Source organism: Bacillus jepli (assembly GCF_047238305.1).
GTDB lineage: Bacteria > Bacillota > Bacilli > Bacillales > Bacillaceae_L > Ferdinandcohnia.
Map to the genome: position 1 here is coordinate 908657 of NZ_JBDFMO010000001.1, position 23204 is coordinate 931860.

Here is a 23204-nt window from a genome sequence, read left to right on the forward strand (position 1 = left end):
ATGGTTGCAAAAGCCTTAGATTTTTACCTTCCAAATCAGCTGAATGCTTCTCACCCTCCTGAAAAGAGGGGGATTAGAAGAGACCATGTCCGAATGATGGTGCTTGATCGAAGTTCCGGTAACATTGAGCACGACCGTTTTTTCCAATTACCGCATTATCTCGAGGCAGGAGATTTAGTCATTTTAAATAACAGCCGAACCATCCCCGCTGTTTTACATGCCAAATGGTATAGAAACAAGGTTCAATTAGCTACGCATACAGAGGTCAGACTGGCCAGACGTCGTGATGATGATATATGGGAGGCACTCATTGTTGAAACTCACGTAAAGATTGGTGATCGATTCATTTTTTCACCTGAACTAGTAGCAACAGTAATTGGCGTTAAAATGAACTCCCCTTTAAAAAAGTTGAAGTTTACTAAAAAAGGATCTGACCTCTTAAATATCATTTATACACTTGGCGAGCCGGTTCGATATGAATATATCGACTACCCTTGGTCATTAGACTATTACCAAACAGTTTTTGCTAGTCATCCCGGTTCCGTAGAAATGCCCTCGGCAGGGAGGGCATTTAGCTGGGAACTACTTTTTACCTTAATGCGGAAGGGAATACAGGTTGATTTTATTCAACTTCATACGGGTCTAAGTTACTTGCTTGATGACCAGTGGCATCAGTCACCGGAGAAGAACGAAGAAGAATACCACATTTCTGAAAAGACCATGCAACGGATACTTGAAACAAAAGCAGCTGGAAAGAAAGTTATTACGGTTGGAACGACTGTGGTGCGAGCTCTTGAGAGCGCAGAAAAGTTCGGGCACCTTTCAGGGGTAACTAATTTATACATTCATCGCGAGTTTCCGTTGAAAATAGCCGATGGAATAATTACCGGATTCCATGAACCAAAGGCGAGCCATCTTGATATGCTGACCGCGTTTATATCTGAAAAGCATCTTCTTCGTGCATACGACCAAGCAATTGACGCTAGATATTTATGGCATGAATTTGGAGACATGAATCTGATTATTAGGAGGTAATGCATTGAAACTTCACCATTATGGTCTTGAGGTACGGAATCTTGAGGATTCTGTCAATTTTTACAAAGCTCAATTAGGTTTTACGGAAGAGATACGTTTTGCGTTTATGGAAGAAGAAATCGTTTTTTTAACCCTTGGTGAGATTAGATTAGAGTTAATCGCTAGTCATACGCTAAATACTCATATCTGTTTTGAAATAAATAATCTTGATAGATTCATACCTACGCTTACGGGTCTTCGAAAAGTCGAAGGCCCCTATCAACTCGAAAATGGTTGGCAGACAGTCTTTTATGAAGGACCTAGTAAAGAATTACTTGAATTTTTACAAACTACAAAAAATCAAAAGTCCGAAAATTAGAAATAGGCTATAATAAAAGCAGAAAATATAGTGGAGGGAAGCTATGTCCGCCCAAGATAGATATGAGGAAATCAGCATTTTAAAGGAAATTGCCGAACTGTTAAATGAAGGAACAGACACAAATACCGTTTTAGCATCTGTTTTAAACAAACTACTCCAAGTAACAGGACTGCAAACTGGTTGGATATTTTTAATAGATGAGCAAGGTAAGCACCATCTTATTGCTGACAAGGCACTCCCACCTGCATTAGCAAGTGACCAAAAGCGACGGATGTGCAATGGCACCTGCTGGTGTGTAAATAAATACAATAATCAACAACTTAATAAGGCAACCAATATTATTGAGTGTAAAAGAATTGAAGATGCCCTAAATGAAAAAGCTGGTGAAACATGTGGCTTAACGCATCACGCTACCGTCCCGCTCCGTGCTGGAGAGGAACGATTTGGGATCTTGAATGTGGGAGCCCCCCATAAAACTCATTTTGAAAAAAATGAACTTGCCTTGCTTGAAGCCGTCGCCTATCAAATCGGAACTGCCTTGAAACGGATCAAACTGACTCAACGCGAGCAAGACACCGCACTTGTGGCTGAACGAAATCGGCTAGCTCGGGACCTTCATGACTCGGTTAATCAACTCCTATTTTCCCTAAGCCTTACTGCTAGGGCTGGTGTAGAAATGACTGATAGCACCTATGTTAAACAGACGTTCACCTATATACAAGATATGGCTCAAGATGCTCTTGGAGAAATGAGAGCCCTGATCTGGCAACTGCGGCCTGCCGGTCTAGAATATGGACTCGTAAGTGCCTTACGAAGCTATGCTGAAATGCTAGGCTTATCCATCGATACAACGGTGACAGGTGCTGCAACTATTCCTGGAAAGGTAGAAGAAGCTCTTTGGCGCATCGGGCAGGAAGCGTTAGCGAATTGTAAAAAGCATTCACAGACCACTGAAGTCGTTTTGCATTTTCAGGCTTCTGAAGCTGAAGTGAAAATGACGATAAAGGACACGGGCTGTGGATTCCACTATGAAGAAGACCTTGAAATCCCGTCACTGGGATTAAGAAACATGAAAACACGGACTGAAAGCTTGAATGGGACCTTTCTTTTACAAAGTAAACCTGGAAGTGGGACAGAAATTGGAATACACATTCCGTTTTAGGGGGATTATGTAGTGAGTATAAAAATAGTAGTCGTTGATGACCATCATGTTGTCAGACGTGGCCTAGTCTTTTTTCTTCGAACACAAAAAGAATTAGAAATCGTCGGAGAAGCAGCGAACGGAATAGAAGCGATAGAATTGGCAAAGTCTCTTAAACCAGATCTCGTCTTAATGGACTTAGTGATGCCAGAAATGGACGGCATCGAAGCAACAAGGATCATTAAAAAGGAACTACCTGAAATAAGAATTATGATGCTTACCAGCTTTTCGGATCAAGACCATGTCATCCCCGCTCTGGAAGCAGGTGCTTCCGGCTATCAATTAAAAGACATTGAGCCTGATGATCTTGTCACATCCATTAAAAAAATAATGAGCGGTGAAAACCAGCTCCATCCAAAAGCAACTTCACACCTACTGGCCAGTTTAAATCGAAGTCAGGTAAAAAACACATTGGAAGAACTAACAAATCGAGAGTTAGACGTGTTAAAAGAAATTGCCAAAGGAAAAAGCAATAAGGAAATCGCTAGTACCTTATTCATCACCGAAAAAACAGTTAAAACACATGTTTCAAATCTTTTGGGCAAGCTTGAATTGACTGACCGAACACAAGCCGCTCTTTATGCCGTAAAAAATAAATTAGTAGACTAAATGCGGATGTGGGAAGGAATTCTACATCCGCCTTTCTATAGAAAAAAGAGCCCCACCTAATGGTTAAGAGTCTCTTGATCATCCATTATTATAGTTTCTTCAAGCGCGGGGTGTTCTTCAGCTCCTGAATGGTCATCGCCCCGATTCCGAACAGCGTCATACGAAGTTCCATTTCTCGAATTTCCATCACTTCAAGGACATCTTCCGCACTCTGCGTTGCCTCTTTTAGGATGGATCGCCCAAATCCAACTAGGTCGGCCCCTAATGCAATAGCCTTGGCTGCGTCTAGCCCGGTCATGATTCCTCCACTGGCAATCAGCGGAAAGTCTCCGCCTCTTTCGCGAACTAACCTAATCGATTCTGACGTCGGAATTCCCCATTCACTGAATGCCTCGGCAGCAACTCGCTTGATCCTGTCTTTAGCACGGAACTTTTCCACCTGACTCCAAGAAGTGCCTCCTGCACCAGCAACATCAATAAACGAAACTCCCGCATTAATTAATCGATTCGCTGTCTGGTCATCAATACCCCATCCAACTTCCTTGACTCCGACCGGAACCTCTAACGTACTGCAAAGTTGTTCAATCTTCTTTAGTAATCCTTTAAAATTCGTATCTCCATTTTCCTGAATCACTTCCTGAATACTGTTCAAATGAAGAACGAGCATATCCGCTTCTGTCATTTCAATAATCTTTCTACATTCCTCAATGCCAAATCCGTAATTGAACTGCACAGCGCCCAAATTCGCAATGATTGGGACACTTGGTGCATACTTTCTCACCAGGAAAGAGGAGGAATGCCCGTCGTTGTCAAGCAGTGCACGAGTGGAGCCTAGCGCAAGCGCCCAGCCTCGTTCTTCGGCAGCTACAGCTAAATTTCGGTTAATTGTCTCAGCAAAGGCTGTCCCACCCGTCATGGAGCTAATAAGAAATGGCGTTTTGCATTCAAACCCGAGGAATCCTGTATCAATTGAGATTTCGTCAAAATCAATTTCAGGGAGCGCGTTGTGAACGAACGTAAGTGTCTCTAATCCAGTTGTAATGGATTCCCCCGTAACCTTTTCGTTCAATGTGATTTTTATATGTTGCGATTTTCTTTGCTCGATTGAGTTGGACATCACCAACACCTGCCCTTTTATCAAAATTAGTAAAGGACGGCAGATCCTGCATCTTGAACCCCTGTTTCTACAAGAATTAGTTAGTTTGCACTTCTTCCACCGTTTCTTCTACTTCCGTGCGCGACATTTTTTCGCGCCCCTCTTTTAACGCTTTTAACGTTTTATGGGCCAAGGCAAGAGGTAGTCGACAGAATAAAATAATGCTTCTCTTATTAAGAGATTTCATATATTCATCTGCCTTGGTTAGATTTTCTTCTGCATATTTAAATAGTTCCGCCCGATTCCACCCATCAGGTACAAAGCTGACTCCACGTTCATCCAAATCTTCCTTCTGATTGCGCAAAATATTTACAGCCTGAAGTCCGCGTCCATAACCGATAGCAAGATCTCGATCTGTTTTTTCTTCTCCATAGAGCTCCCATAGATCTGAAAGCATAACCCCAACAAGACCTGCAACGTAATATGTATAGTCATCCAAATCTTCACGTGTACGGATATTCCAATTAGCCTTTGCCCATTTTGCCATACCAGATGCCATTTCATATGCAGCGTTCATGACGATTGGCAAGGCATCCTTAGGACAAGCTTGTAGCCATTCTTCTAAACGAAGCGACACTTCCGGTAGTTGTTCTTTTGTCGGTCCTAGTATTTTTAAATATTCTTCGTTATCAAATGGACGTTTAAATAATTCGCCTACTCGCATTAAAATTGTATATTTTATTTCATTGTCTATTTCTTCATGATCCTCAATTTCATCAATTGCACGAAATACTAAATAAGCAGATGCTACCGAATATTTTAATTCCTTCTGCAAAAAAGTAATCGGAATATAAAAAGTACGACTTGTCTCTTTTAACATTCGCATTGCATCTTTTGGAAACCCACTCATTGTTCCTTACCTCCCATATCAAAACCATCCATACTCAACATCGTAACTCATTAATACTTGATAAAACAAACAAAACATCGAATGTACACCTTATAAATCAGTATAAACTCTCGCCTCTTTGTTATATACAAAAACATTCAGATAAAACACTTTCGAAAAAACCATATTTTGCTATCAGGATTTCTCTTTTACCTTTCATTATACCTAACATTAGACCCAATGCGCGAATGATAGAACTTCCAAATGGTGGCTTGATTTTGACACAGTCTATCCATAAAGCCAGTCCTCTGTCCAAATAAACACCTGAATCCAAGATTATGGAACCTTACATGACTTTTGTTCACTATCTTTAACAATTATAAAAAAGACCCCCAACCAAAAGGTTGAGAGTCTTTGATAATCCCAAATTAACGTTTTGAGAACTGAGGTGCACGACGAGCGCCTTTAAGACCGTATTTTTTACGTTCTTTCATACGAGCGTCACGAGTTAATAGTCCAGCTGATTTTAAAGTTGGACGGAATTCAGGATCAGCTTGTAGTAACGCACGAGCGATACCGTGGCGGATTGCGCCAGCTTGACCTGTGTAACCACCACCATTTACGTTAACAAGAACGTCATAACGTCCTACAGTTTCAGTAGCAGCTAGAGGTTGTTTTACAACTTCTCTTAAAGCTTCAAATGGAATATATTCTGCAATGTCACGACCGTTGATTACGATGCGTCCGTCGCCAGGAACTAGACGTACACGTGCAACAGAGCTCTTACGACGACCAGTGCCATAATATTGTACCTGTGCCAAATTAATACCCTCCTTAATAATTAACCGCGAAGTTCGTAAACTTCAGGTTGTTGAGCTTGATGTGGATGTTCGCTTCCAGCATAAACGTGCAATTTTTTGTACATTTGACGACCAAGTGAACCTTTTGGAAGCATTCCTTTAATCGCAAGTTCAAGCATTTTTGTTGGATAGTTTGTGCGCATTTCTAATGCAGTTCTTGATTTTAATCCGCCTGGGAATTGGCTGTGACGGTAGTAAATTTTATCGTTTAATTTATTACCTGTTAATTCGATTTTTTCAGCATTGATAATGATCACATTATCACCAGTGTCAACATGTGGTGTGAAAGTTGGTTTGTGTTTTCCACGAAGTAGTGTTGCAACTTCAGTTGATAAACGACCTAAAGTTTTGCCTGCAGCATCTACAACATACCATTTGCGCTCTATATTATTAGCATTAGCCATAAATGTTGTACGCATGAGTTTCCCTCCTAATTTTACTAACGTTTCATATTGTATTTAATCACGATTAAAGTTCCGGGGCTTTAACGTGGGGTTTAAATATCATACCTAAAATATAATATAACTTTCAGGGTGTAATGTCAAGGAAATGTTACACCAGGATTAGTTGTTATGGTATTTTTTTATTTCCTATTCCTTCCAACCCTCATAAAACACCTGCCATAGGTATAATCCGTGACCTGGAGCAGTCTTTCCTGCAAGTGATCGGTCTTTTTTAGTCAAAATAGACGGCATCATCTTTGCCTCTTTTTGCCCACTTCCAACCTCCAGTAAAGTGCCTACAATGATTCTTACCATATTATACAAAAAACCATTTCCAATGAACGATAGAATAAGTTCATTGTCTTGCTTTTCCATGTTAATTTGGTAAATGGTACGAACCTTATTCTGCACTTCTGTCTTTGACGCACAAAAACTCGTAAAATCATGTGTTCCTACCAGAAGTGCTGCAGCTTCTTTCATCGCCCCAAGATTAAGTGGATAGGGATAATGATGAGTATATTGACGTTTAAAAACGCAAGGCTCTTCACTGATCCACAATCGATATCGGTATTCTTTCGCCTTCACATCAAAACGTGCGTGAAAATCAGGGTCAACGATTTCCACCGAACGTACGCGAATGTCATCAGGGAGCATTGAATTCAAAGCCTTCTTCCACCCTTCGACAGGAATTGATAAAGGAGAATCAAAATGAACAACCTGTCCAAGAGCATGAACAGATGCATCCGTTCGACCTGATGCAACAATTTTTATAGGTTCCCCTTTATGCATTTTCTGTAACGCTTGTTCGAAATCCGATTGAACGGTTCGTTTATTCGGTTGTACTTGGTATCCTGAAAACTGGGTTCCATCATACGAAATGATACATTTGTACCGATTCATCTTTTCCCTCTTTATCCACGTAATAAAAATAATACGGCTGCAGTTACAAATAGCAACACAAGCATTAGAGTATCAAGACCACGCCACTGTAATAGACGAAGCTTGGTTCGTCCTTCCCCTCCGCGATAGCCTCTAGCTTCCATGGCGATTGCGAGTTCCTCTGCTCGTTTAAAGGAACTAATAAACAAAGGGATCAGTAAAGGAACAACCGCCCTCATGCGATCCTTAATTGGGCCACTCGTAAATTCGACACCCCTTGCAGCCTGTGCCTTCATAATCTTCTCTGTTTCTTGCATTAATGTCGGAATGAATCGAAGTGAAATCGACATCATTAGAGCAAGTTCATGTGTGGGTAGACCCACTTTTTTAAAGGGTGCTAATAAACTTTCCATGCCATCAGTAATCTCAATTGGCGTACTTGTTAATGTTAATATAGTGGTCATAATAATTAAATATAATAGCCGTAATGAGATAAAAATCCCCTGTCTCACGCCACCCTCATACACTTTAAGCCAACCAAAATCGAATAAGAGGTCTCCTTCCTTTGTTAAAAAGATATGAAGAATGAATGTAAAAAGGATGACCCATAAAATTGGTTTTAATCCTGACAATATATAGCGTAATGGAACCTTTGTTAATAACACGATCGACAAAGTGTAGATCCCTAGTAACGCGTAGGTAAGAACAGAATTTGCGATAAAAACAATAAACACATAAAAGAAAATTAATAATAGCTTTGCCCTTGGATCCATTCGGTGAAGGGGGGAGTTACCTGGAATATAGCGACCTATTATGATATTCATTGATGGGTCTCCTCCCCTTTAATTGCTTCCCCGACATAACGGACAATTTCATCTACTGATAGACTAGCATTCCGCGGGATATCGATTCCTAATTTATCTTCAAGTAACCCTTTGAGTCTTACTGCTTCAGGAACATCCAATCCGAGATGCAGAACCTGCTCAGGGTTTGAGAAAATCTCAACAGGGCTCCCTTGAAATTTAATCGTTCCTTTTTCCATTACAAGAATTTGATCAGCATAACGTGAAGCATCTTCCATACTATGGGTTACGAGGATGGTTGTTAGCCCTCGTTCTTTATGGAGTTTATAAAACATCTCCATAATTTCAAAACGACCTCGTGGATCGAGTCCTGCAGTAGGCTCATCCAATACGAGTACCTGTGGATTCATAGCTAGGATTCCCGCAATCGCAACACGTCTCATTTGACCACCGCTTAGATCAAACGGAGATTTTGTTAGATATTCCTCAGAAAGACCTACCATTTTTATCGTTTGTTTTGCTCTTTCCTTTGCTTCCTCTACTGGCACACCAAAATTTAAGGGACCAAAGCAAATGTCCTTTTCGACTGTTTCCTCAAACAACTGGTGTTCAGGGAATTGAAAGACTACTCCCACATTCTTTCGAAGAGGCTTAAGATTTTTTTCTTTTTGTTTCGAGGTGATTGTACGGTCACCAATCGTGATTGAGCCAGAAGTAGGTTGTAGGAGACCATTTAAATGCTGCAAAATAGTCGACTTTCCAGAACCTGTATGACCTATTATCGCTGTGTATGACCCAGATTTTATTTTCGCATTCACATCATATAATGCTAATCTTTCAAAAGGTGAACGAATCTGATAACGATGCTCTAGTTTTTCGATTGTAATGTCCATAACTCATCCACCAAGCCTTCTTCTGTTATATGATTCTTAGAAAGAGGAACACCCATAGCTCGTAGTTTTTTAGATACCTTTACAGAAAAAGGTAAATCTAGTCCAATTTCTACAAGTTTTTCATCTAACGCAAAAATTTCCTCAGGCTTCCCTTCTGCAAATAATCGCCCCTGGTTCATCACAATCATTCGATCCGCCCTTGCGGCTTCCTCTAAATCATGGGTAATCGACATAACCGTGATTTGGCTTTCACTTTTGATTTCCCTTATTGTTTCTAAAACCTCTGTCCGTCCGATAGGATCTAACATCGACGTTGCTTCATCTAAAATGATTAAATCAGGCTGAACAGCTAGAACACCTGCAATTGCTACCCTTTGCTTTTGACCACCTGAGAGCTGATGTGGCTCATGCTCAAGAAACTCTCGCATTTTAACCAGATCAATCACTCTTTCTATTCTCGATACCATCGTTTCGCGAGGTATTCCATTGTTTTCCATACCAAAAGCGATATCATCTTTTACAGTAGTTCCAACGAATTGGTTATCCGGATTCTGAAAAACCATACCGATTTTTCTTCGAATGTCCCAAATAGTCTCTTCGTTTAGCTGTACCCCTTCTATCGTTACACTTCCCGTTTGCGGTAACAATAAGCCATTTAGGATTCGAGCTAATGTAGATTTCCCAGATCCATTATGACCTACAATCGCAAGCCATTCTCCTTTTTCAACAGAGAATGCTAGATTTTCCAATGCCAGCCTTGTACTCTCTGGATATTTATAGCTTATCTGATCAACAACTAAAAGGTTTTCACTCATTCTCATCCCTCACTAAAATCAAATGCTCTTCGCATTTTCGCAAGTACTGAATAAAATTATTTCCATAGAAATAAATTCTTTTCTCGTCTCAACTTACTACCTTCCAAATTATTCGTTTCTACCTTATCTGTCAAGGGAATAAGAAGCGTTATTCCAATATTTCAGGAGATGTTTGTTTATATTGTGTGTATTCAATAAGGAGAGCAAAATGCTATTTGTAGATAATTCTATCTTTTTCGAAAAATAATAAACATAAAATAAAAAGGGCTTAGACCAGTTTAAAAAACTGTCCCGCCCTATAATAAATAAGAATTAAACTAATTCAATGATAACCATTGGTGCACCGTCACCACGACGAGGTCCAAGTTTCATGATACGAGTGTATCCACCTTGGCGCTCTTCATAACGAGTTGCGATGTCACTGAATAATTTTTGAAGCGCATCTTGACCAGACTCTTCGTTAGCTACTTCGTTACGGATGTAAGATGCAGCTTGACGACGAGCGTGTAGGTCACCACGCTTACCTAATGTAATCATTTTTTCTACAACTGATTTTAATTCCTTCGCACGAGCTTCAGTTGTTTCGATACGCTCGTTGATGATTAAGTCAGTAGTAAGGTCACGTAATAACGCCTTACGTTGCGCGCTTGTACGTCCTAATTTTTGGTATGACATGAGGTATTCCCTCCTTTGTTGAATTATTATGAAAGACAAAGCATTAGATAACTAGGCTCTTGTAACAAGTATGACAGTGCGCGATGAGAAAGATTCCTCTAATTCAAAGCGAGTCAATCATCTTTACGTAAGCCTAAACCAAGCTCTTCTAGTTTAGCCTTAACTTCTTCTAAAGATTTACGACCAAGGTTACGTACCTTCATCATATCTTCTTCAGTTTTATGAGCAAGCTCTTGAACCGTATTGATTCCTGCTCTCTTTAAGCAGTTATATGAACGAACTGAGAGGTCCAATTCTTCAATTGTCATCTCGAGGACTTTCTCTTTTTGATCCTCTTCTTTTTCAACCATAATTTCTGCATTTTGAGCTTCATCCGTTAATCCCACAAAAATATTTAAATGTTCTGTTAGGATTTTGGCACCTAGTGCAATCGCTTCTTTCGGACCAGTACTGCCGTCTGTCCAAACATCAAAAGTCAGTTTGTCAAAGTTCGCGACCTGTCCAACACGTGTCTTTTCCACTTGGTAATTAACACGTGAAACTGGAGTATAGATTGAATCAATCGGAATTACACCGATTGGTCGATCTTCACGCTTGTTTGCATCAGCTGGAGTATATCCTCGTCCACGCTTCGCAGTAAATCTCACACGAAAATGTGAGTCCTTAGCAAGTGTTGCAATGTGTAAATCTGGGTTTAAGATTTCAACATCACTGTCATGTGTGATATCAGAAGCTTTTACCGGACCTTCACCTTGAACATCAATCTCAAGAGTCTTCTCTTCATCAGAGTAGATTTTAAGAGCTAATTTCTTCACATTTAAGATAATAGATGTTACATCTTCGACGACGCCTTCAATTGTTGAAAATTCATGCAGTACCCCATCTATTTGGATAGACGTTACAGCGGCACCAGGAAGAGAAGATAATAGGATACGACGTAAGGAGTTACCCAAAGTAGTTCCATATCCACGCTCAAGTGGCTCGACGACGAATTTACCGTATTTGGCATCTTCGCTGATTTCAACCGTTTCGATTTTTGGTTTTTCAATTTCGATCATTTATAAACCCTCCTTCAAAACGTCGAAACCTCGGCTAGACCATGATCAATGACGTCTAACCGAAATTCCCAAAAGTTAAGTTCCCTATCTGTGCACAACAACAACTCAATTCATTCTGTAAAGAACTTATAAACAAAACATGGCGATTCGTAAAATTTATCTCACTCACGCCTTTGTTACACTTATAAGAATAAAAAAGTTTATCAAAACCCATTAATCCATTATAGCCTTGGATCATAAATCTTATACAGAAAAAGATGAAATACGTCTTGTCGTATTTGAATGAATGTTACACACGACGACGTTTTGGTGGGCGACATCCGTTATGTGGTACTGGAGTAACATCTTTAATAGCTGTAACTTCAAGACCAGCAGCCTGAAGAGCACGAATTGCAGCTTCACGTCCTGCGCCAGGGCCTTTTACAGTTACTTCAAGAGTTCTCATACCATGCTCCATTGAAGCTTTTGCAGCTGTTTCAGCAGCCATTTGTGCAGCGAATGGAGTAGATTTCCGTGAACCTTTGAAACCAAGTGCACCAGCACTTGACCAAGAGATTGCATTTCCGTGTGCATCTGTAATTGTTACGATCGTATTGTTAAATGTTGAACGGATGTGTGCAACACCAGATTCAATATTCTTTTTTACACGACGTTTACGAGTATTCGTTTTACGTGCCATTTATCCATTACCTCCCTTACTATTTCTTCTTGTTTGCTACAGTACGACGAGGTCCCTTACGTGTACGAGCGTTATTTTTAGTGTTTTGGCCTCTTACAGGCAATCCACGACGATGACGTAGACCACGGTAAGAACCGATTTCGATTAAACGTTTGATGTTAAGTGAAACTTCACGACGAAGGTCACCTTCTACTTTATAACGGTCAACGATATCACGAATTTTATTTAATTCGTCTTCAGTTAGATCACGAACTCGTGTATCTTCAGAGACACCAGCTTCTGCTAGAATTTTTTGTGCAGTTGGACGTCCAATTCCGAAAATATATGTTAAAGATATAACCACACGTTTTTCACGTGGAATATCAACACCAGCAATACGTGCCATATAGACGTACACCTCCTTATTTATTAGCCTTGTTTTTGTTTATGTTTTGGGTTTTCACAAATTACCATTACTTTACCTTTTCTACGAATAACCTTACACTTTTCGCAGATAGGTTTAACAGATGGTCTCACTTTCATTTTTCAAACCTCCTTGATAGTTCGGAGCGCATTTATTTAAAACGGTACGTAATCCTACCGCGAGTCAAGTCATATGGTGATAATTCAACCGTAACCTTGTCTCCAGGTAAAATACGAATAAAGTGCATGCGAATTTTACCAGAAACATGAGCCAAAACAGTATGACCATTCTCTAATTCAACTTTAAACATTGCATTAGGTAATGTCTCTGCAACAGTACCTTCAACTTCAATTACATCATCTTTCGCCATTGGAATTGTTCTCCCTTCTTCAAATCAGTAACTTGCTCATTGACAAACATCGATACACACTAATCATCCTATACGTTTGCCATCGACCAGTTTTATTAATACTGCTCTGAACTTCCGGAGATACGTAATCAAAAATTAGATGAATGTTATTCTAATGAATAGGGTTTGTGCCTTACAATTTTGTTAAGATCTCATACCCTGTTTCTGTAATAGCAATCGTATGTTCAAAATGCGCACACGTTTTGCCATCGACTGTTACAACAGTCCAGTTATCTGCTAACGTATTCACGTATCGACTACCTGCATTTACCATCGGTTCAACGGCAAGTACCATTCCTGGTTTTAAACGAGGTCCTTTATTCGGAGGACCATAATGTGGAATTTGTGGCTCCTCATGTAATTCTTTGCCTACACCGTGACCTACATACTCCCGAACAATCGAAAAGTCATGGGTCTCGACATAAACTTGGATTGCATGAGAAATATTTGAAAGACGCACACCAGGTTTTGCTTCTTCTAATCCTTGATAAAGAGCATTTTTCGTCACTTCAAGAAGTTTTTGATTTTCTAGTGAAATCGCACCTACCGGATAAGTCCAAGCTGAGTCACCATGATAACCATTATACTTAGCTCCGATATCGATACTAATAATATCTCCATCTTGTAAGACACGATCACCTGGTATACCATGTACCAGCTCTTCATTAACAGAAGTGCAGATACTACCGCGAAAACCATTATACCCTTTAAAAGAAGGAATTGCATCATATCCACGAATAAACTTTTCAGCAATTGTATCCAGTTCTTTCGTTGAAATCCCTGGAGTAATATATTTTTGTAATTCTTGGTGTGTCAATGCAACGATTTTGCCAGCTTCGCGCAATATTTCAATCTCTCTTGGTGACTTGCAAATAATCATTTACTTTAATCCCCCAAGGAGCTCCTCTACATCACCAAAAACTTTGTTAATTTCTTGTTGTCCATCAATATTGCGAAGATAGCCTTTTTCCTGATAAAAGTCAAGAAGTGGCTTCGATTGCTCGATATTCACTTGAAGGCGAGTTCCAACTGTCTCCGCATTGTCATCAGCACGTTGATAAAGTTCTCCACCACATTTATCGCATGTCCCTTCCTGGCTAGGCGGGTTGAATACTAAGTGGTAAGTAGCACCGCAGTCCTTACAAATTCGACGACCAGTTAATCTCTCAAGTAAAATGTCAGAATCGACTTCGATGTTAATAACATAGTCGATCTTCTTCTCAAGATCAGTAAGGATTGCCTCAAGCGCTTCTGCTTGTGGAACAGTACGCGGGAATCCATCAAGTAAAAATCCTTGGTTGCAATCGTCCTTGCTTAATCGTTCACGGACAATTCCGATCGTAACTTCATCAGGCACAAGCTCACCTTTATCCATAAAGGATTTTGCTTGAAGTCCTAGTTCTGTTCCATCTTTTATTGCAGCACGGAACATATCTCCTGTTGAGATATGAGGGATATTGTACTTTTCTACGATTTTTTCGGCTTGAGTACCTTTACCAGCACCCGGCAGCCCCATTAATACTAAGTTCAAGTGATTTGCCCCCTCTAACCTCTTTCTTAGAGGTGCTGGGAAAAACATTCCCAGACCTTATTTGATAAATCCTTTATAATGACGTTTTACAAGCTGACTTTCAAGCTGCTTCATCGTCTCAAGTGCAACACCAATAACGATGAGCAAGCTAGTTCCACCAATTTGTGCAGACTGCGGTAAATTCGCAAATTTTATAAAGAATACAGGAAGAACAGAAATTGCTGCTAAGAAAATAGAACCAACAAAAGTTAAACGATACAGAATTTTTGTTACATATTCTTGCGTGTTTCTTCCTGGGCGAATCCCTGGAATGTAGCCGCCTTGCTTTTTCAAATTATCTGCCATTTGCTCAGGATTAACTTGAACAAATGTGTAGAAATATGTGAACGCAATGATTAGCGCGATATATATAATCATCCCAACTGGCTGGGAATAATCAAAATATTTTTGAATCCATTCAGTCACCGCATTAGGACCAAAGAACGATGCAATCGTTGGTGGTGTGATAATGAAAGAAACTGCAAAGATTACAGGAATAACACCAGCCGCATTTACTTTTAACGGTAAATGAGTGGAGTGTCCTCCAACCGGGCTATTAGCAGCTAACCGCTTTGCATATTGAATTGGAATTTTACGTAAAGCTTGTTGTACAAATATTACACCTACGACAACAGCTATAACAGCAATTAGCAATAAAACAACAGTAATGATGCTTAGGAATAGTTGATCCCCTGCATCTTCAAATTGTTGAATATAAATTTGGTTTACAGCTGTTGGAATACCGGCAACAATACCAGCGAAAATGATAATCGAAATTCCGTTACCAACGCCCTTCGCTGTAATCTGTTCACCTAACCACATTAAAAATGCAGTACCAGCAGTTAACACAACAGCGATTAATAAATACGTTCCGATACTAGGATTTTCGATTAACATACCATTTGACATATTGTTAAAGCCGTACGACATACCTAATGCTTGGATAAAACCGAGCACGATCGTTCCATAGCGAGTAAACTGTGCTAATTTACGACGTCCAACTTCTCCTTGCTTGGACCATTCCGTAAATTTAGGAACTACGTCCATTTGCAACAACTGTATGATAATTGAAGCAGTGATATAAGGCATGATACCCATCGCAAGGATTGAGAAGTTAAACAACGCTCCACCACCAAATGTATTTAAAAGACCGAACGCTGTATTGCTATCAGAAGCCCTTAAAACGTCGGCATTTACATTTGGTACTGGAATAAAGGTGCCGATTCGAAATACTACTAACATAAGTAAGGTGAATATAATTTTGTTTCTTATATCACCAACGCGCATAAAATTGGAGATTGTTTGAAACATTAGATCACCTCAGTTTTTCCGCCAGCAGCTTCAATCGCTTGTTGAGCAGTAGAGGAGAATTTGTGAGCTCTAACTGTTAGCTTTTTGTCAAGAGTACCTTTACCAAGGATCTTAATTCCAGCATTCAGTTTACTTACAACACCAGTTTCAATTAAAAGTTCAGGTGTTACTTCTGTTCCGTCTTCAAAACGATTTAATGTTTCTAAGTTAACAATTGCAAAGTCTTTGCGATTGATGTTTGTGAAACCACGTTTTGGTAGACGTTGGAATAAAGGCATTTGACCACCTTCAAAACCAGGACGTACACCGCCACCTGAACGTGAGTTTTGACCTTTATGACCTCTACCAGCAGTTTTACCATTACCTGAACCAGTTCCACGTCCAACACGATTACGTGTTTTACGAGATCCTTCAGTTGCTTGTAATTCATGAAGTTTCATTTGGGCACCTCCTTATTTCAGAAAAAATTCAATTATTGTTCTTTAACCGTAACTAGGTGAGCAACTTTATTAATCATACCGCGAATCGCAGCATTATCATCATGAACAACAGTTTGATGTAATTTTTTCAATCCAAGAGTACGAACAGTTACACGTTGGTCTTCAGGACGTCCAATGACACTGCGAGTGAGGGTGATTTCTAATTTCTTTGACATTGTGTTTTCCCTCCTATCCTAACAGTTCTTCTACTGATTTACCACGTAACTTAGCTACTTCTTCAGCACGCTTTAATTGACTTAAACCTTCAATTGTAGCACGAATCATATTTACTGGAGTGTTTGTTCCTAAAGATTTAGAAAGGATATCACCGACACCAGCAAGTTCTAATACCGCACGAACTGGTCCACCAGCGATAACTCCAGTACCTTCAGACGCAGGTTTTAGTAATACTTCTCCTGCTCCAAATTGACCAACTACTTGGTGAGGAATTGTTGTTCCAACCATTGGTACAGAGATTAGGTTCTTTTTAGCATCTTCAATTGCTTTACGGATTGCATCTGGAACTTCTTGTGCTTTACCAGTTCCAAAACCAACGTGACCGTTCTTATCACCAACTACTACTAATGCTGCAAAGCGGAAACGACGTCCACCCTTTACAACTTTAGCAACACGGTTAACGGTAACTACGCGTTCTTCAAGTTCTAATTTATTCGGATCAATGCGACGCATCTATAATGTCCCTCCTTTTTTATTAAAATTGTAATCCAGCTTCACGAGCAGCTTCTGCTAATGCTTTTACACGTCCGTGATATAGGTAACCTCCGCGGTCGAATACTACCTCTTTGATTCCTTTTTCGATACCACGCTTAGCAACTAGTTCGCCAACCTTTGTTGCAGCATCTACGTTACCAGAACCTTCAACAGAAAGTTCTTTGTCTAATGTAGAAGCACTTGCGATTGTTACTGAGTTAACATCATCGATTAATTGAGCGTAAATGTGTTTGTTTGAACGGAACACATTTAGGCGAGGACGAGTAGCAGTTCCTGAAACACGAGAACGAACACGAGCATGTCTTTTTCTACGAACTGCATTTTTATCCTGTTTCGTAATCATTTACGTCTCTCCTTTCTTTTACCTAAAAAGGCTTACTTCGCAGTTTTACCTTCTTTACGACGAACAAATTCACCTTCGTAGCGAATACCTTTTCCTTTATAAGGCTCAGGCGGACGTACACCACGAATATTAGCAGCTAACGCTCCAACACGTTCTTTATCGATACCTTTAACTACAATCTTAGTGTTAGAAGGTACATCGATTTCAACGCCAGTCTCTGGAACGATTTCTACTGGATGAGAGTAACCAACGTTTAATACAAGCTTATTTCCAGCTTTTTGAGCACGGTATCCGACCCCGATTAGCTCTAAGCCTCTTTCGAAGCCTTTAGAAACACCTTCAACCATGTTTCCAAGTAGACTACGTGTTGTACCGTGAAGAGCACGGTGTTCTTTATTATCAGTTGGACGAACAACGTTGATCACGTTGTCTTCAACATTGATTTGCATATCAGGATGAAAAGCACGAGTTAATTCGCCTTTTGGTCCTTTTACAGTAACAGTATTACCGTTGAAAGTTACAGTAACACCAGATGGTAATTCGATTGGTTTTTTACCAATACGTGACATGTACTACACCTCCATTCTTATCAAGCTATTACCAAACGTAAGCTAATACTTCTCCGCCGGCTTGCTTTTGACGAGCTTCTTTATCAGTTAATACACCTTGTGAAGTTGAAACGATCGCGATACCTAGACCGTTTAACACACGTGGTACTTCGTTAGATTTTGCATAAACACGTAGACCAGGCTTACTAATACGCTTAAGACCAGTAATTACGCGCTCATTGTTTGCACCGTATTTTAAGAAAATACGAATGATACCTTGTTTGTCATCCTCAATATATTCAACGTCACGAACGAAACCTTCACGCTTTAAAATTTCAGCGATTTCCCTTTTAATGTTTGATGCAGGGATTTCAAGCTTCTCATGACGAACCATGTTCGCATTACGGATGCGAGTAAGCATATCTGCAATTGGATCTGTCATCACCATAGTATTTTTACCTCCTTCCCAATTCGGGGTTTACCAACTTGCTTTTTTTACACCAGGAATTTGACCCTTATAAGCTAGTTCACGGAAACAAATACGGCATAATTTAAATTTACGTAATACAGAGTGTGGACGGCCGCAACGTTCGCAACGTGTGTACTCTTGTACTTTAAATTTCTGTGTGCGTTTTTGTTTCGCAATCATTGATTTTTTAGCCACGTTTTCGCCTCCTTTACTTTTGGAACGGCATACCGAATGCTGTTAATAACTCACGAGCTTCTTCGTCAGTATTTGCAGTAGTTACGATAACGATATCCATACCACGAACTTTACTTACTTTATCGTAATCAATTTCAGGGAAAATTAATTGTTCTTTTACACCTAAAGTGTAGTTTCCACGACCATCAAATGATTTCTTTGATACTCCACGGAAGTCACGTACACGTGGTAGTGAGATAGAAACAAGCTTATCTAAGAAATCGTACATACGCTCTCCGCGTAGTGTAACTTTCGCACCGATAGGCATTCCTTCACGAAGACGGAAACCAGCGATTGATTTCTTAGCTTTAGTAACAACTGGCTTTTGACCACTAAGAGCAGCTAATTCTTCTACTGCGTTGTCTAATACTTTAGAGTTTTGAACAGCGTCACCAACACCCATGTTGATCACGATTTTTTCTACTTTTGGAACCTGCATAACAGACGTATAGTTAAACTTGCTCATTAGAGCAGGTGTAATTTCTTTTTGAAATTTTTCTTTTAGGCGGTTCATGTAAGTACCTCCTTTCTTTATTTACTATTTATCTAAAACTTCACCGGATTTTTTTGCTACACGTACCTTTTTGCCATTAACTTCTGTATAACCAACACGTGTTGGAGTACCAGATTTAGGATCTAATGGCATTACATTTGATACATGAATAGGTGCCTCTTGGCTAATGATACCACCTTGTGGATTCGCTTGAGACGGTTTTGAGTGTTTCTTTACAATATTAACGCCTTCTACAATGACACGGTCTTTCTTTGGAAAGCTTTCAAGGATTACACCTTGTTTACCTTTATCTTTCCCTGAAATGACCTGTACCTTGTCACCCTTTTTTACATGCATCTAGTTCGCACCTCCTTAAAGGCCAATCGATTTCGAATTATAATACTTCTGGAGCTAGTGAAACAATTTTCATAAAGTTACTATCACGTAATTCACGTGCTACTGGACCGAAGATACGAGTTCCACGTGGACTCTTGTCGTCACGGATAATAACACAAGCATTTTCATCAAAACGGATGTAAGTTCCGTCATTACGACGTACACCACGTTTCGTACGTACAACTACAGCTTTAACAACATCACCTTTTTTAACAACGCCACCTGGTGTTGCTTGTTTTACTGTACATACGATAACATCACCAATGTTTGCTGTTTTGCGACCAGAACCACCTAATACTTTAATAGTTAGTACCTCACGTGCTCCTGAGTTGTCAGCAACTTTCAAACGAGTTTCTTGTTGAATCATTCATGAAACCTCCCTTCGGACTATTGATTGATCCGAACAAAATATATTAGATAATAACTGCTTTTTCTACTACTTCAACAAGACGGAAGCGTTTAGTAGCAGATAATGGGCGAGTCTCCATAATTTTTACGATGTCGCCGATTTTAGCAACATTGTTTTCATCATGTGCTTTAAATTTCTTTGAATACTTTACGCGTTTACCGTAAAGAGAATGTTTTTTATATGTTTCTACAAGAACAGTAACTGTTTTATCCATTTTGTCAGATACAACACGTCCTTGGTAGACCTTACGTTGGTTACGTTCACTCACTATCGTAGACCTCCTTCCTGGTTATCGATTATTTACGACCGATTTCTCTTTCGCGGACTACTGTTTTCATACGAGCGATCGATTTACGAACTTCACGAATACGTGCAGTATTCTCAAGTTGACCAGTAGCTAGTTGAAAGCGAAGGTTAAATAACTCTTCTTTTAATGATTTTACTTTTTGTTCAATTTCGGCAGTGGTAAGGTCACGGATTTCATTAGCTTTCATTTGATTCACCACCAATTTCTTCACGTTTTACAAATTTAGTTTTAACTGGTAGCTTATGAGCTGCTAGGCGTAGCGCTTCACGAGCAATCTCTTCGGATACACCAGCAATTTCAAATAATACTTTTCCGGGTTTAACTACTGCTACCCATCCTTCAGGAGCACCTTTACCGGAACCCATACGTACCTCTAAAGGTTTTGCTGTATATGGCTTAGATGGGAAAATTTTAATCCAAACTTTACCGCCACGTTTCATATAACGTGTCATAGCGATACGAGCAGCTTCGATTTGACGGTTTGTAATCCAAGAAGCTTCTTGAGCTTGTAAACCGAACTCACCGAAATGTACTTCAGTACCACCTTTTGCTTGACCACGCATTTTTCCACGGTGTTCTCTGCGGTATTTCACACGTTTTGGTAATAACATATTATTTTCCTCCTTCCTCAGTTTTCTTCTTCGTAGGAAGGACCTCTCCACGATAGATCCAAACTTTTACACCAATTTTTCCGTAAGTTGTATCAGCTTCTGCAGTACCGTAATCAATGTCTGCACGAAGAGTGTGAAGTGGAACTGTTCCTTCACTATAGTGTTCTGCACGAGCAATATCCGCTCCGCCTAAACGACCAGAAGTTTGTGTTTTAATACCTTGTGCTCCAGCACGCATTGAGCGTTGGATAGCTTGTTTTTGTGCACGACGGAAAGAAACACGGTTTTCTAATTGACGTGCGATGTTTTCAGCTACTAGAGTTGCATCAAGATCAGCTCTTTTAATTTCAAGGATGTTGATGTGTACTCTCTTACCTGTTAATTGGTTTAATGCTTTACGAAGTGCTTCAACTTCTGTACCACCTTTACCAATAACCATACCAGGTTTAGCAGTATGAACAGTAACGTTGATACGATTTGCAGCACGTTCAATTTCAACTTTAGAAACAGAAGCATCACTTAAACGTTTTGCGATATATTCGCGAACTTTAAGGTCTTCGTGTAATAAATCTGCATAATCTTTGCCTGCGTACCATTTTGACTCCCAGTCACGAATGATGCCGACACGCATTCCAATAGGATTAACTTTTTGACCCACTACTTATCCCTCCTTCTTTTCTGATACCACGATTGTAATGTGGCTAGTGCGTTTGTTAATCTGACTTGCACGTCCCATAGCTCTTGGACGGAATCTTTTTAATGTTGGACCTTCATTTACATATGCTTCAGTAATAACTAGGTTATTAGCGTCCATTTCGTAGTTATGCTCTGCATTCGCAATCGCAGAATTTAATACCTTTTCTACAATAGGAGAAGCAGCTTTAGGTGTATGACGTAGGATTGCGATTGCTTCACCTACTTGCTTGCCTCGAATTAAATCTGCTACTAAACGAACTTTACGAGGAGCAATACGAACTGTTCTCGCAACAGCTTTAGCTTGCATAGATAATCCTCCTCTCATTAGCGTCTTGTTTTCTTATCGTCACTTGCGTGGCCTTTGTAAGTACGAGTTGGTGCAAATTCACCAAGTTTGTGACCTACCATATCTTCAGTAACGTAAACTGGTACATGCTTACGACCATCATATACCGCGATTGTATTACCGATGAATTGAGGGAAAATCGTTGAACGACGTGACCAAGTTTTAATAACTTGTTTCTTCTCAGATCCGTTTTGATTTTCAACCTTTTTCATTAAGTGATCATCTACAAAAGGTCCTTTTTTCAAACTGCGTCCCATAAGTGAACCTCCCTTCGTGATTGGCCTACGGTTCCAACGAACCGTAGCACAACCCCGTTATTTTTTACGACGACGTACGATGAATTTATCTGATTTGTTTTTCTTCTTACGAGTTTTAGCACCAAGAGTTGGTTTACCCCATGGAGTCATAGGAGACTTACGTCCGATAGGTGCTTTACCTTCACCACCACCGTGTGGGTGATCGTTAGGGTTCATAACAGATCCACGAACTGTTGGGCGTTTGCCTAACCAACGTGAACGACCTGCTTTACCAATGTTAACTAGTTCATGTTGTTCGTTGCCTACTTGACCTACAGTTGCACGGCAAGTAGCAAGAATCATGCGTACTTCACCAGAATTCAAACGAACAAGAACGTATTTACCTTCTTTACCAAGTACTTGTGCAGAAGTACCAGCTGAACGAACTAATTGTCCACCTTTACCAGGCTTTAATTCGATGTTGTGTACTACTGTACCTACTGGGATGTTTGCTAATGGAAGTGCATTACCTGTTTTAATGTCAGCTTCAGGTCCTGAAACGACCTCCATACCTACTTTTAGGTTTTTTGGAGCAATAATGTAACGTTTTTCTCCATCCGCATAGTTGATTAATGCAATGTTTGCTGAACGGTTTGGATCGTATTCGATCGTAGCAACGCGTCCTGGTATACCATCTTTTTCGCGTTTGAAGTCGATTATACGGTATTGACGCTTATGTCCGCCAGCTTGATGACGTACTGTTATTTTACCTTGGTTATTACGACCAGCTTTTTTGTTTAAAGGTGCAAGTAATGATTTCTCTGGTCTGTCCGTAGTGATTTCTGCGAAATCTAATGTTGTCATTCCACGACGACCGTTAGAGGTTGGTTTGTAATGTTTAATCGCCATCTCTATTTCC

Annotated in this window: 38 protein-coding genes; 4 read left to right on the forward strand and 34 right to left on the reverse strand. The window is 39.9% G+C overall.

The features are described from left to right. From ABC371_RS04635 to ABC371_RS04650, 4 genes are read left to right on the forward strand one after another with little or no spacing between them, the layout of a single operon-like run. Positions 1-1035 carry an S-adenosylmethionine:tRNA ribosyltransferase-isomerase gene (locus tag ABC371_RS04635; protein WP_412895766.1) on the forward strand — a complete coding sequence of 345 codons (1035 nt, stop codon included), beginning with the start codon at positions 1-3 and terminating at the stop codon, positions 1033-1035. Between the two features lie 4 nt (positions 1036-1039). Further along, positions 1040-1393: a VOC family protein gene (locus ABC371_RS04640; RefSeq protein WP_412895767.1), complete on the forward strand. Its 354-nt coding sequence runs from the start codon at positions 1040-1042 to the stop codon at positions 1391-1393. A gap of 43 nt (positions 1394-1436) precedes the next feature. After that, positions 1437-2555, forward strand: coding sequence for a GAF domain-containing sensor histidine kinase (locus tag ABC371_RS04645; protein ID WP_412895768.1), 1119 nt, complete (start codon positions 1437-1439; stop codon positions 2553-2555). 12 nt (positions 2556-2567) lie between these two features. After that, on the forward strand, positions 2568-3203 hold the full coding sequence (locus ABC371_RS04650; protein ID WP_412895769.1) for a response regulator: 636 nt from the start codon (positions 2568-2570) through the stop codon (positions 3201-3203). Between the two features lie 88 nt (positions 3204-3291). Here the strand turns inward: ABC371_RS04650 and fni are convergent, their stop codons facing one another. The 34 genes from fni to rplB all read right to left on the reverse strand — a co-directional run bounded on the left by fni (position 3292) and on the right by rplB (position 23194). After that, a complete protein-coding gene (gene fni / locus ABC371_RS04655; protein WP_412895770.1) occupies positions 3292-4320 on the reverse strand; it encodes a type 2 isopentenyl-diphosphate Delta-isomerase in 1029 nt (342 codons plus the stop codon). Positions 4321-4396: 76 nt separating this feature from the next. Next, on the reverse strand, positions 4397-5209 hold the full coding sequence (locus tag ABC371_RS04660) for a squalene/phytoene synthase family protein (RefSeq protein WP_412895771.1): 813 nt from the start codon (positions 5207-5209) through the stop codon (positions 4397-4399). Between the two features lie 407 nt (positions 5210-5616). After that, positions 5617-6009 (reverse strand): 30S ribosomal protein S9, encoded by a 393-nt coding sequence (gene rpsI, locus ABC371_RS04665; protein WP_116354117.1) that lies wholly within the window; start codon positions 6007-6009, stop codon positions 5617-5619. Positions 6010-6029: 20 nt separating this feature from the next. Next, the gene (rplM, locus tag ABC371_RS04670) at positions 6030-6467 is read right to left on the reverse strand and encodes a 50S ribosomal protein L13 (RefSeq protein WP_116354118.1); all 438 of its coding nucleotides are present in this window, start codon (positions 6465-6467) and stop codon (positions 6030-6032) included. Positions 6468-6638: 171 nt separating this feature from the next. After that, on the reverse strand, positions 6639-7391 hold the full coding sequence (truA, locus tag ABC371_RS04675) for a tRNA pseudouridine(38-40) synthase TruA (RefSeq protein ID WP_412895772.1): 753 nt from the start codon (positions 7389-7391) through the stop codon (positions 6639-6641). Between the two features lie 11 nt (positions 7392-7402). Then, on the reverse strand, positions 7403-8194 hold the full coding sequence (locus tag ABC371_RS04680; protein WP_412895773.1) for an energy-coupling factor transporter transmembrane component T family protein: 792 nt from the start codon (positions 8192-8194) through the stop codon (positions 7403-7405). Beyond that, positions 8191-9066: an energy-coupling factor ABC transporter ATP-binding protein gene (locus tag ABC371_RS04685; RefSeq protein WP_412895774.1), complete on the reverse strand. Its 876-nt coding sequence runs from the start codon at positions 9064-9066 to the stop codon at positions 8191-8193. Before ABC371_RS04685 ends, ABC371_RS04680 begins: the two co-directional genes overlap by 4 nt. Then, positions 9042-9881, reverse strand: coding sequence for an energy-coupling factor ABC transporter ATP-binding protein (locus tag ABC371_RS04690; protein WP_412895775.1), 840 nt, complete (start codon positions 9879-9881; stop codon positions 9042-9044). The genes ABC371_RS04685 and ABC371_RS04690 overlap by 25 nt, the downstream gene beginning before the upstream one ends. A gap of 312 nt (positions 9882-10193) precedes the next feature. After that, positions 10194-10556 (reverse strand): 50S ribosomal protein L17, encoded by a 363-nt coding sequence (rplQ, locus tag ABC371_RS04695; RefSeq protein ID WP_116354123.1) that lies wholly within the window; start codon positions 10554-10556, stop codon positions 10194-10196. Positions 10557-10669: 113 nt separating this feature from the next. Continuing rightward, positions 10670-11614 (reverse strand): DNA-directed RNA polymerase subunit alpha, encoded by a 945-nt coding sequence (locus tag ABC371_RS04700; RefSeq protein WP_412895776.1) that lies wholly within the window; start codon positions 11612-11614, stop codon positions 10670-10672. A 289-nt stretch (positions 11615-11903) separates the two neighbouring features. After that, positions 11904-12293 (reverse strand): 30S ribosomal protein S11, encoded by a 390-nt coding sequence (gene rpsK, locus ABC371_RS04705; protein ID WP_099352759.1) that lies wholly within the window; start codon positions 12291-12293, stop codon positions 11904-11906. 19 nt (positions 12294-12312) lie between these two features. After that, the gene (gene rpsM / locus ABC371_RS04710; protein WP_010285107.1) at positions 12313-12678 is read right to left on the reverse strand and encodes a 30S ribosomal protein S13; all 366 of its coding nucleotides are present in this window, start codon (positions 12676-12678) and stop codon (positions 12313-12315) included. A gap of 23 nt (positions 12679-12701) precedes the next feature. After that, positions 12702-12815, reverse strand: coding sequence for a 50S ribosomal protein L36 (rpmJ, locus tag ABC371_RS04715; RefSeq protein ID WP_003156543.1), 114 nt, complete (start codon positions 12813-12815; stop codon positions 12702-12704). A 32-nt stretch (positions 12816-12847) separates the two neighbouring features. Then, complete coding sequence (infA, locus tag ABC371_RS04720) at positions 12848-13066, reverse strand: translation initiation factor IF-1 (protein ID WP_010285101.1); 219 nt, start codon at positions 13064-13066, stop codon at positions 12848-12850. Between the two features lie 172 nt (positions 13067-13238). Next, positions 13239-13985 (reverse strand): type I methionyl aminopeptidase, encoded by a 747-nt coding sequence (gene map / locus ABC371_RS04725; RefSeq protein WP_412895777.1) that lies wholly within the window; start codon positions 13983-13985, stop codon positions 13239-13241. After that, entirely contained in the window at positions 13986-14636 is a 651-nt protein-coding gene (locus ABC371_RS04730; RefSeq protein ID WP_412895778.1) for an adenylate kinase, read from the reverse strand. Between the two features lie 57 nt (positions 14637-14693). Continuing rightward, positions 14694-15986, reverse strand: a complete 1293-nt coding sequence (gene secY / locus ABC371_RS04735; protein WP_136379903.1) for a preprotein translocase subunit SecY — start codon at positions 15984-15986, stop codon at positions 14694-14696. Next, positions 15986-16426, reverse strand: coding sequence for a 50S ribosomal protein L15 (rplO, locus tag ABC371_RS04740; RefSeq protein WP_412895779.1), 441 nt, complete (start codon positions 16424-16426; stop codon positions 15986-15988). Before rplO ends, secY begins: the two co-directional genes overlap by 1 nt. A 32-nt stretch (positions 16427-16458) precedes the next feature. Then, positions 16459-16641, reverse strand: coding sequence for a 50S ribosomal protein L30 (gene rpmD / locus ABC371_RS04745; protein WP_010285086.1), 183 nt, complete (start codon positions 16639-16641; stop codon positions 16459-16461). A 13-nt stretch (positions 16642-16654) separates the two neighbouring features. After that, positions 16655-17155 (reverse strand): 30S ribosomal protein S5, encoded by a 501-nt coding sequence (rpsE, locus tag ABC371_RS04750; RefSeq protein WP_116354129.1) that lies wholly within the window; start codon positions 17153-17155, stop codon positions 16655-16657. A gap of 22 nt (positions 17156-17177) precedes the next feature. Next, positions 17178-17540, reverse strand: coding sequence for a 50S ribosomal protein L18 (gene rplR / locus ABC371_RS04755; protein WP_010285081.1), 363 nt, complete (start codon positions 17538-17540; stop codon positions 17178-17180). 32 nt (positions 17541-17572) lie between these two features. Continuing rightward, complete coding sequence (gene rplF / locus ABC371_RS04760) at positions 17573-18109, reverse strand: 50S ribosomal protein L6 (protein WP_412895780.1); 537 nt, start codon at positions 18107-18109, stop codon at positions 17573-17575. A gap of 28 nt (positions 18110-18137) precedes the next feature. Next, positions 18138-18536 carry a 30S ribosomal protein S8 gene (gene rpsH / locus ABC371_RS04765; RefSeq protein WP_099352750.1) on the reverse strand — a complete coding sequence of 133 codons (399 nt, stop codon included), beginning with the start codon at positions 18534-18536 and terminating at the stop codon, positions 18138-18140. Positions 18537-18566: 30 nt separating this feature from the next. Then, the gene (gene rpsN / locus ABC371_RS04770) at positions 18567-18752 is read right to left on the reverse strand and encodes a 30S ribosomal protein S14 (protein WP_010285078.1); all 186 of its coding nucleotides are present in this window, start codon (positions 18750-18752) and stop codon (positions 18567-18569) included. 13 nt (positions 18753-18765) lie between these two features. Then, positions 18766-19305, reverse strand: a complete 540-nt coding sequence (gene rplE, locus ABC371_RS04775; RefSeq protein WP_412895781.1) for a 50S ribosomal protein L5 — start codon at positions 19303-19305, stop codon at positions 18766-18768. 24 nt (positions 19306-19329) lie between these two features. Further along, positions 19330-19641 (reverse strand): 50S ribosomal protein L24, encoded by a 312-nt coding sequence (gene rplX / locus ABC371_RS04780; protein ID WP_136379906.1) that lies wholly within the window; start codon positions 19639-19641, stop codon positions 19330-19332. A 37-nt stretch (positions 19642-19678) separates the two neighbouring features. After that, positions 19679-20047, reverse strand: a complete 369-nt coding sequence (gene rplN / locus ABC371_RS04785; RefSeq protein ID WP_116354133.1) for a 50S ribosomal protein L14 — start codon at positions 20045-20047, stop codon at positions 19679-19681. Between the two features lie 46 nt (positions 20048-20093). Further along, positions 20094-20357, reverse strand: coding sequence for a 30S ribosomal protein S17 (rpsQ, locus tag ABC371_RS04790; RefSeq protein WP_116354134.1), 264 nt, complete (start codon positions 20355-20357; stop codon positions 20094-20096). A 28-nt stretch (positions 20358-20385) separates the two neighbouring features. Next, complete coding sequence (rpmC, locus tag ABC371_RS04795; protein WP_010285065.1) at positions 20386-20583, reverse strand: 50S ribosomal protein L29; 198 nt, start codon at positions 20581-20583, stop codon at positions 20386-20388. Continuing rightward, the gene (gene rplP / locus ABC371_RS04800; protein WP_136379908.1) at positions 20573-21007 is read right to left on the reverse strand and encodes a 50S ribosomal protein L16; all 435 of its coding nucleotides are present in this window, start codon (positions 21005-21007) and stop codon (positions 20573-20575) included. The genes rpmC and rplP overlap by 11 nt, the downstream gene beginning before the upstream one ends. Before the next feature lies 1 nt (position 21008). Then, on the reverse strand, positions 21009-21665 hold the full coding sequence (gene rpsC / locus ABC371_RS04805; RefSeq protein ID WP_116354136.1) for a 30S ribosomal protein S3: 657 nt from the start codon (positions 21663-21665) through the stop codon (positions 21009-21011). Positions 21666-21668: 3 nt separating this feature from the next. Next, a complete protein-coding gene (gene rplV / locus ABC371_RS04810; protein WP_116354137.1) occupies positions 21669-22010 on the reverse strand; it encodes a 50S ribosomal protein L22 in 342 nt (113 codons plus the stop codon). A gap of 17 nt (positions 22011-22027) precedes the next feature. Further along, entirely contained in the window at positions 22028-22306 is a 279-nt protein-coding gene (rpsS, locus tag ABC371_RS04815) for a 30S ribosomal protein S19 (protein ID WP_136379910.1), read from the reverse strand. Between the two features lie 57 nt (positions 22307-22363). Beyond that, positions 22364-23194, reverse strand: coding sequence for a 50S ribosomal protein L2 (gene rplB, locus ABC371_RS04820; protein WP_136379911.1), 831 nt, complete (start codon positions 23192-23194; stop codon positions 22364-22366). Positions 23195-23204: the final 10 nt, after the last annotated feature.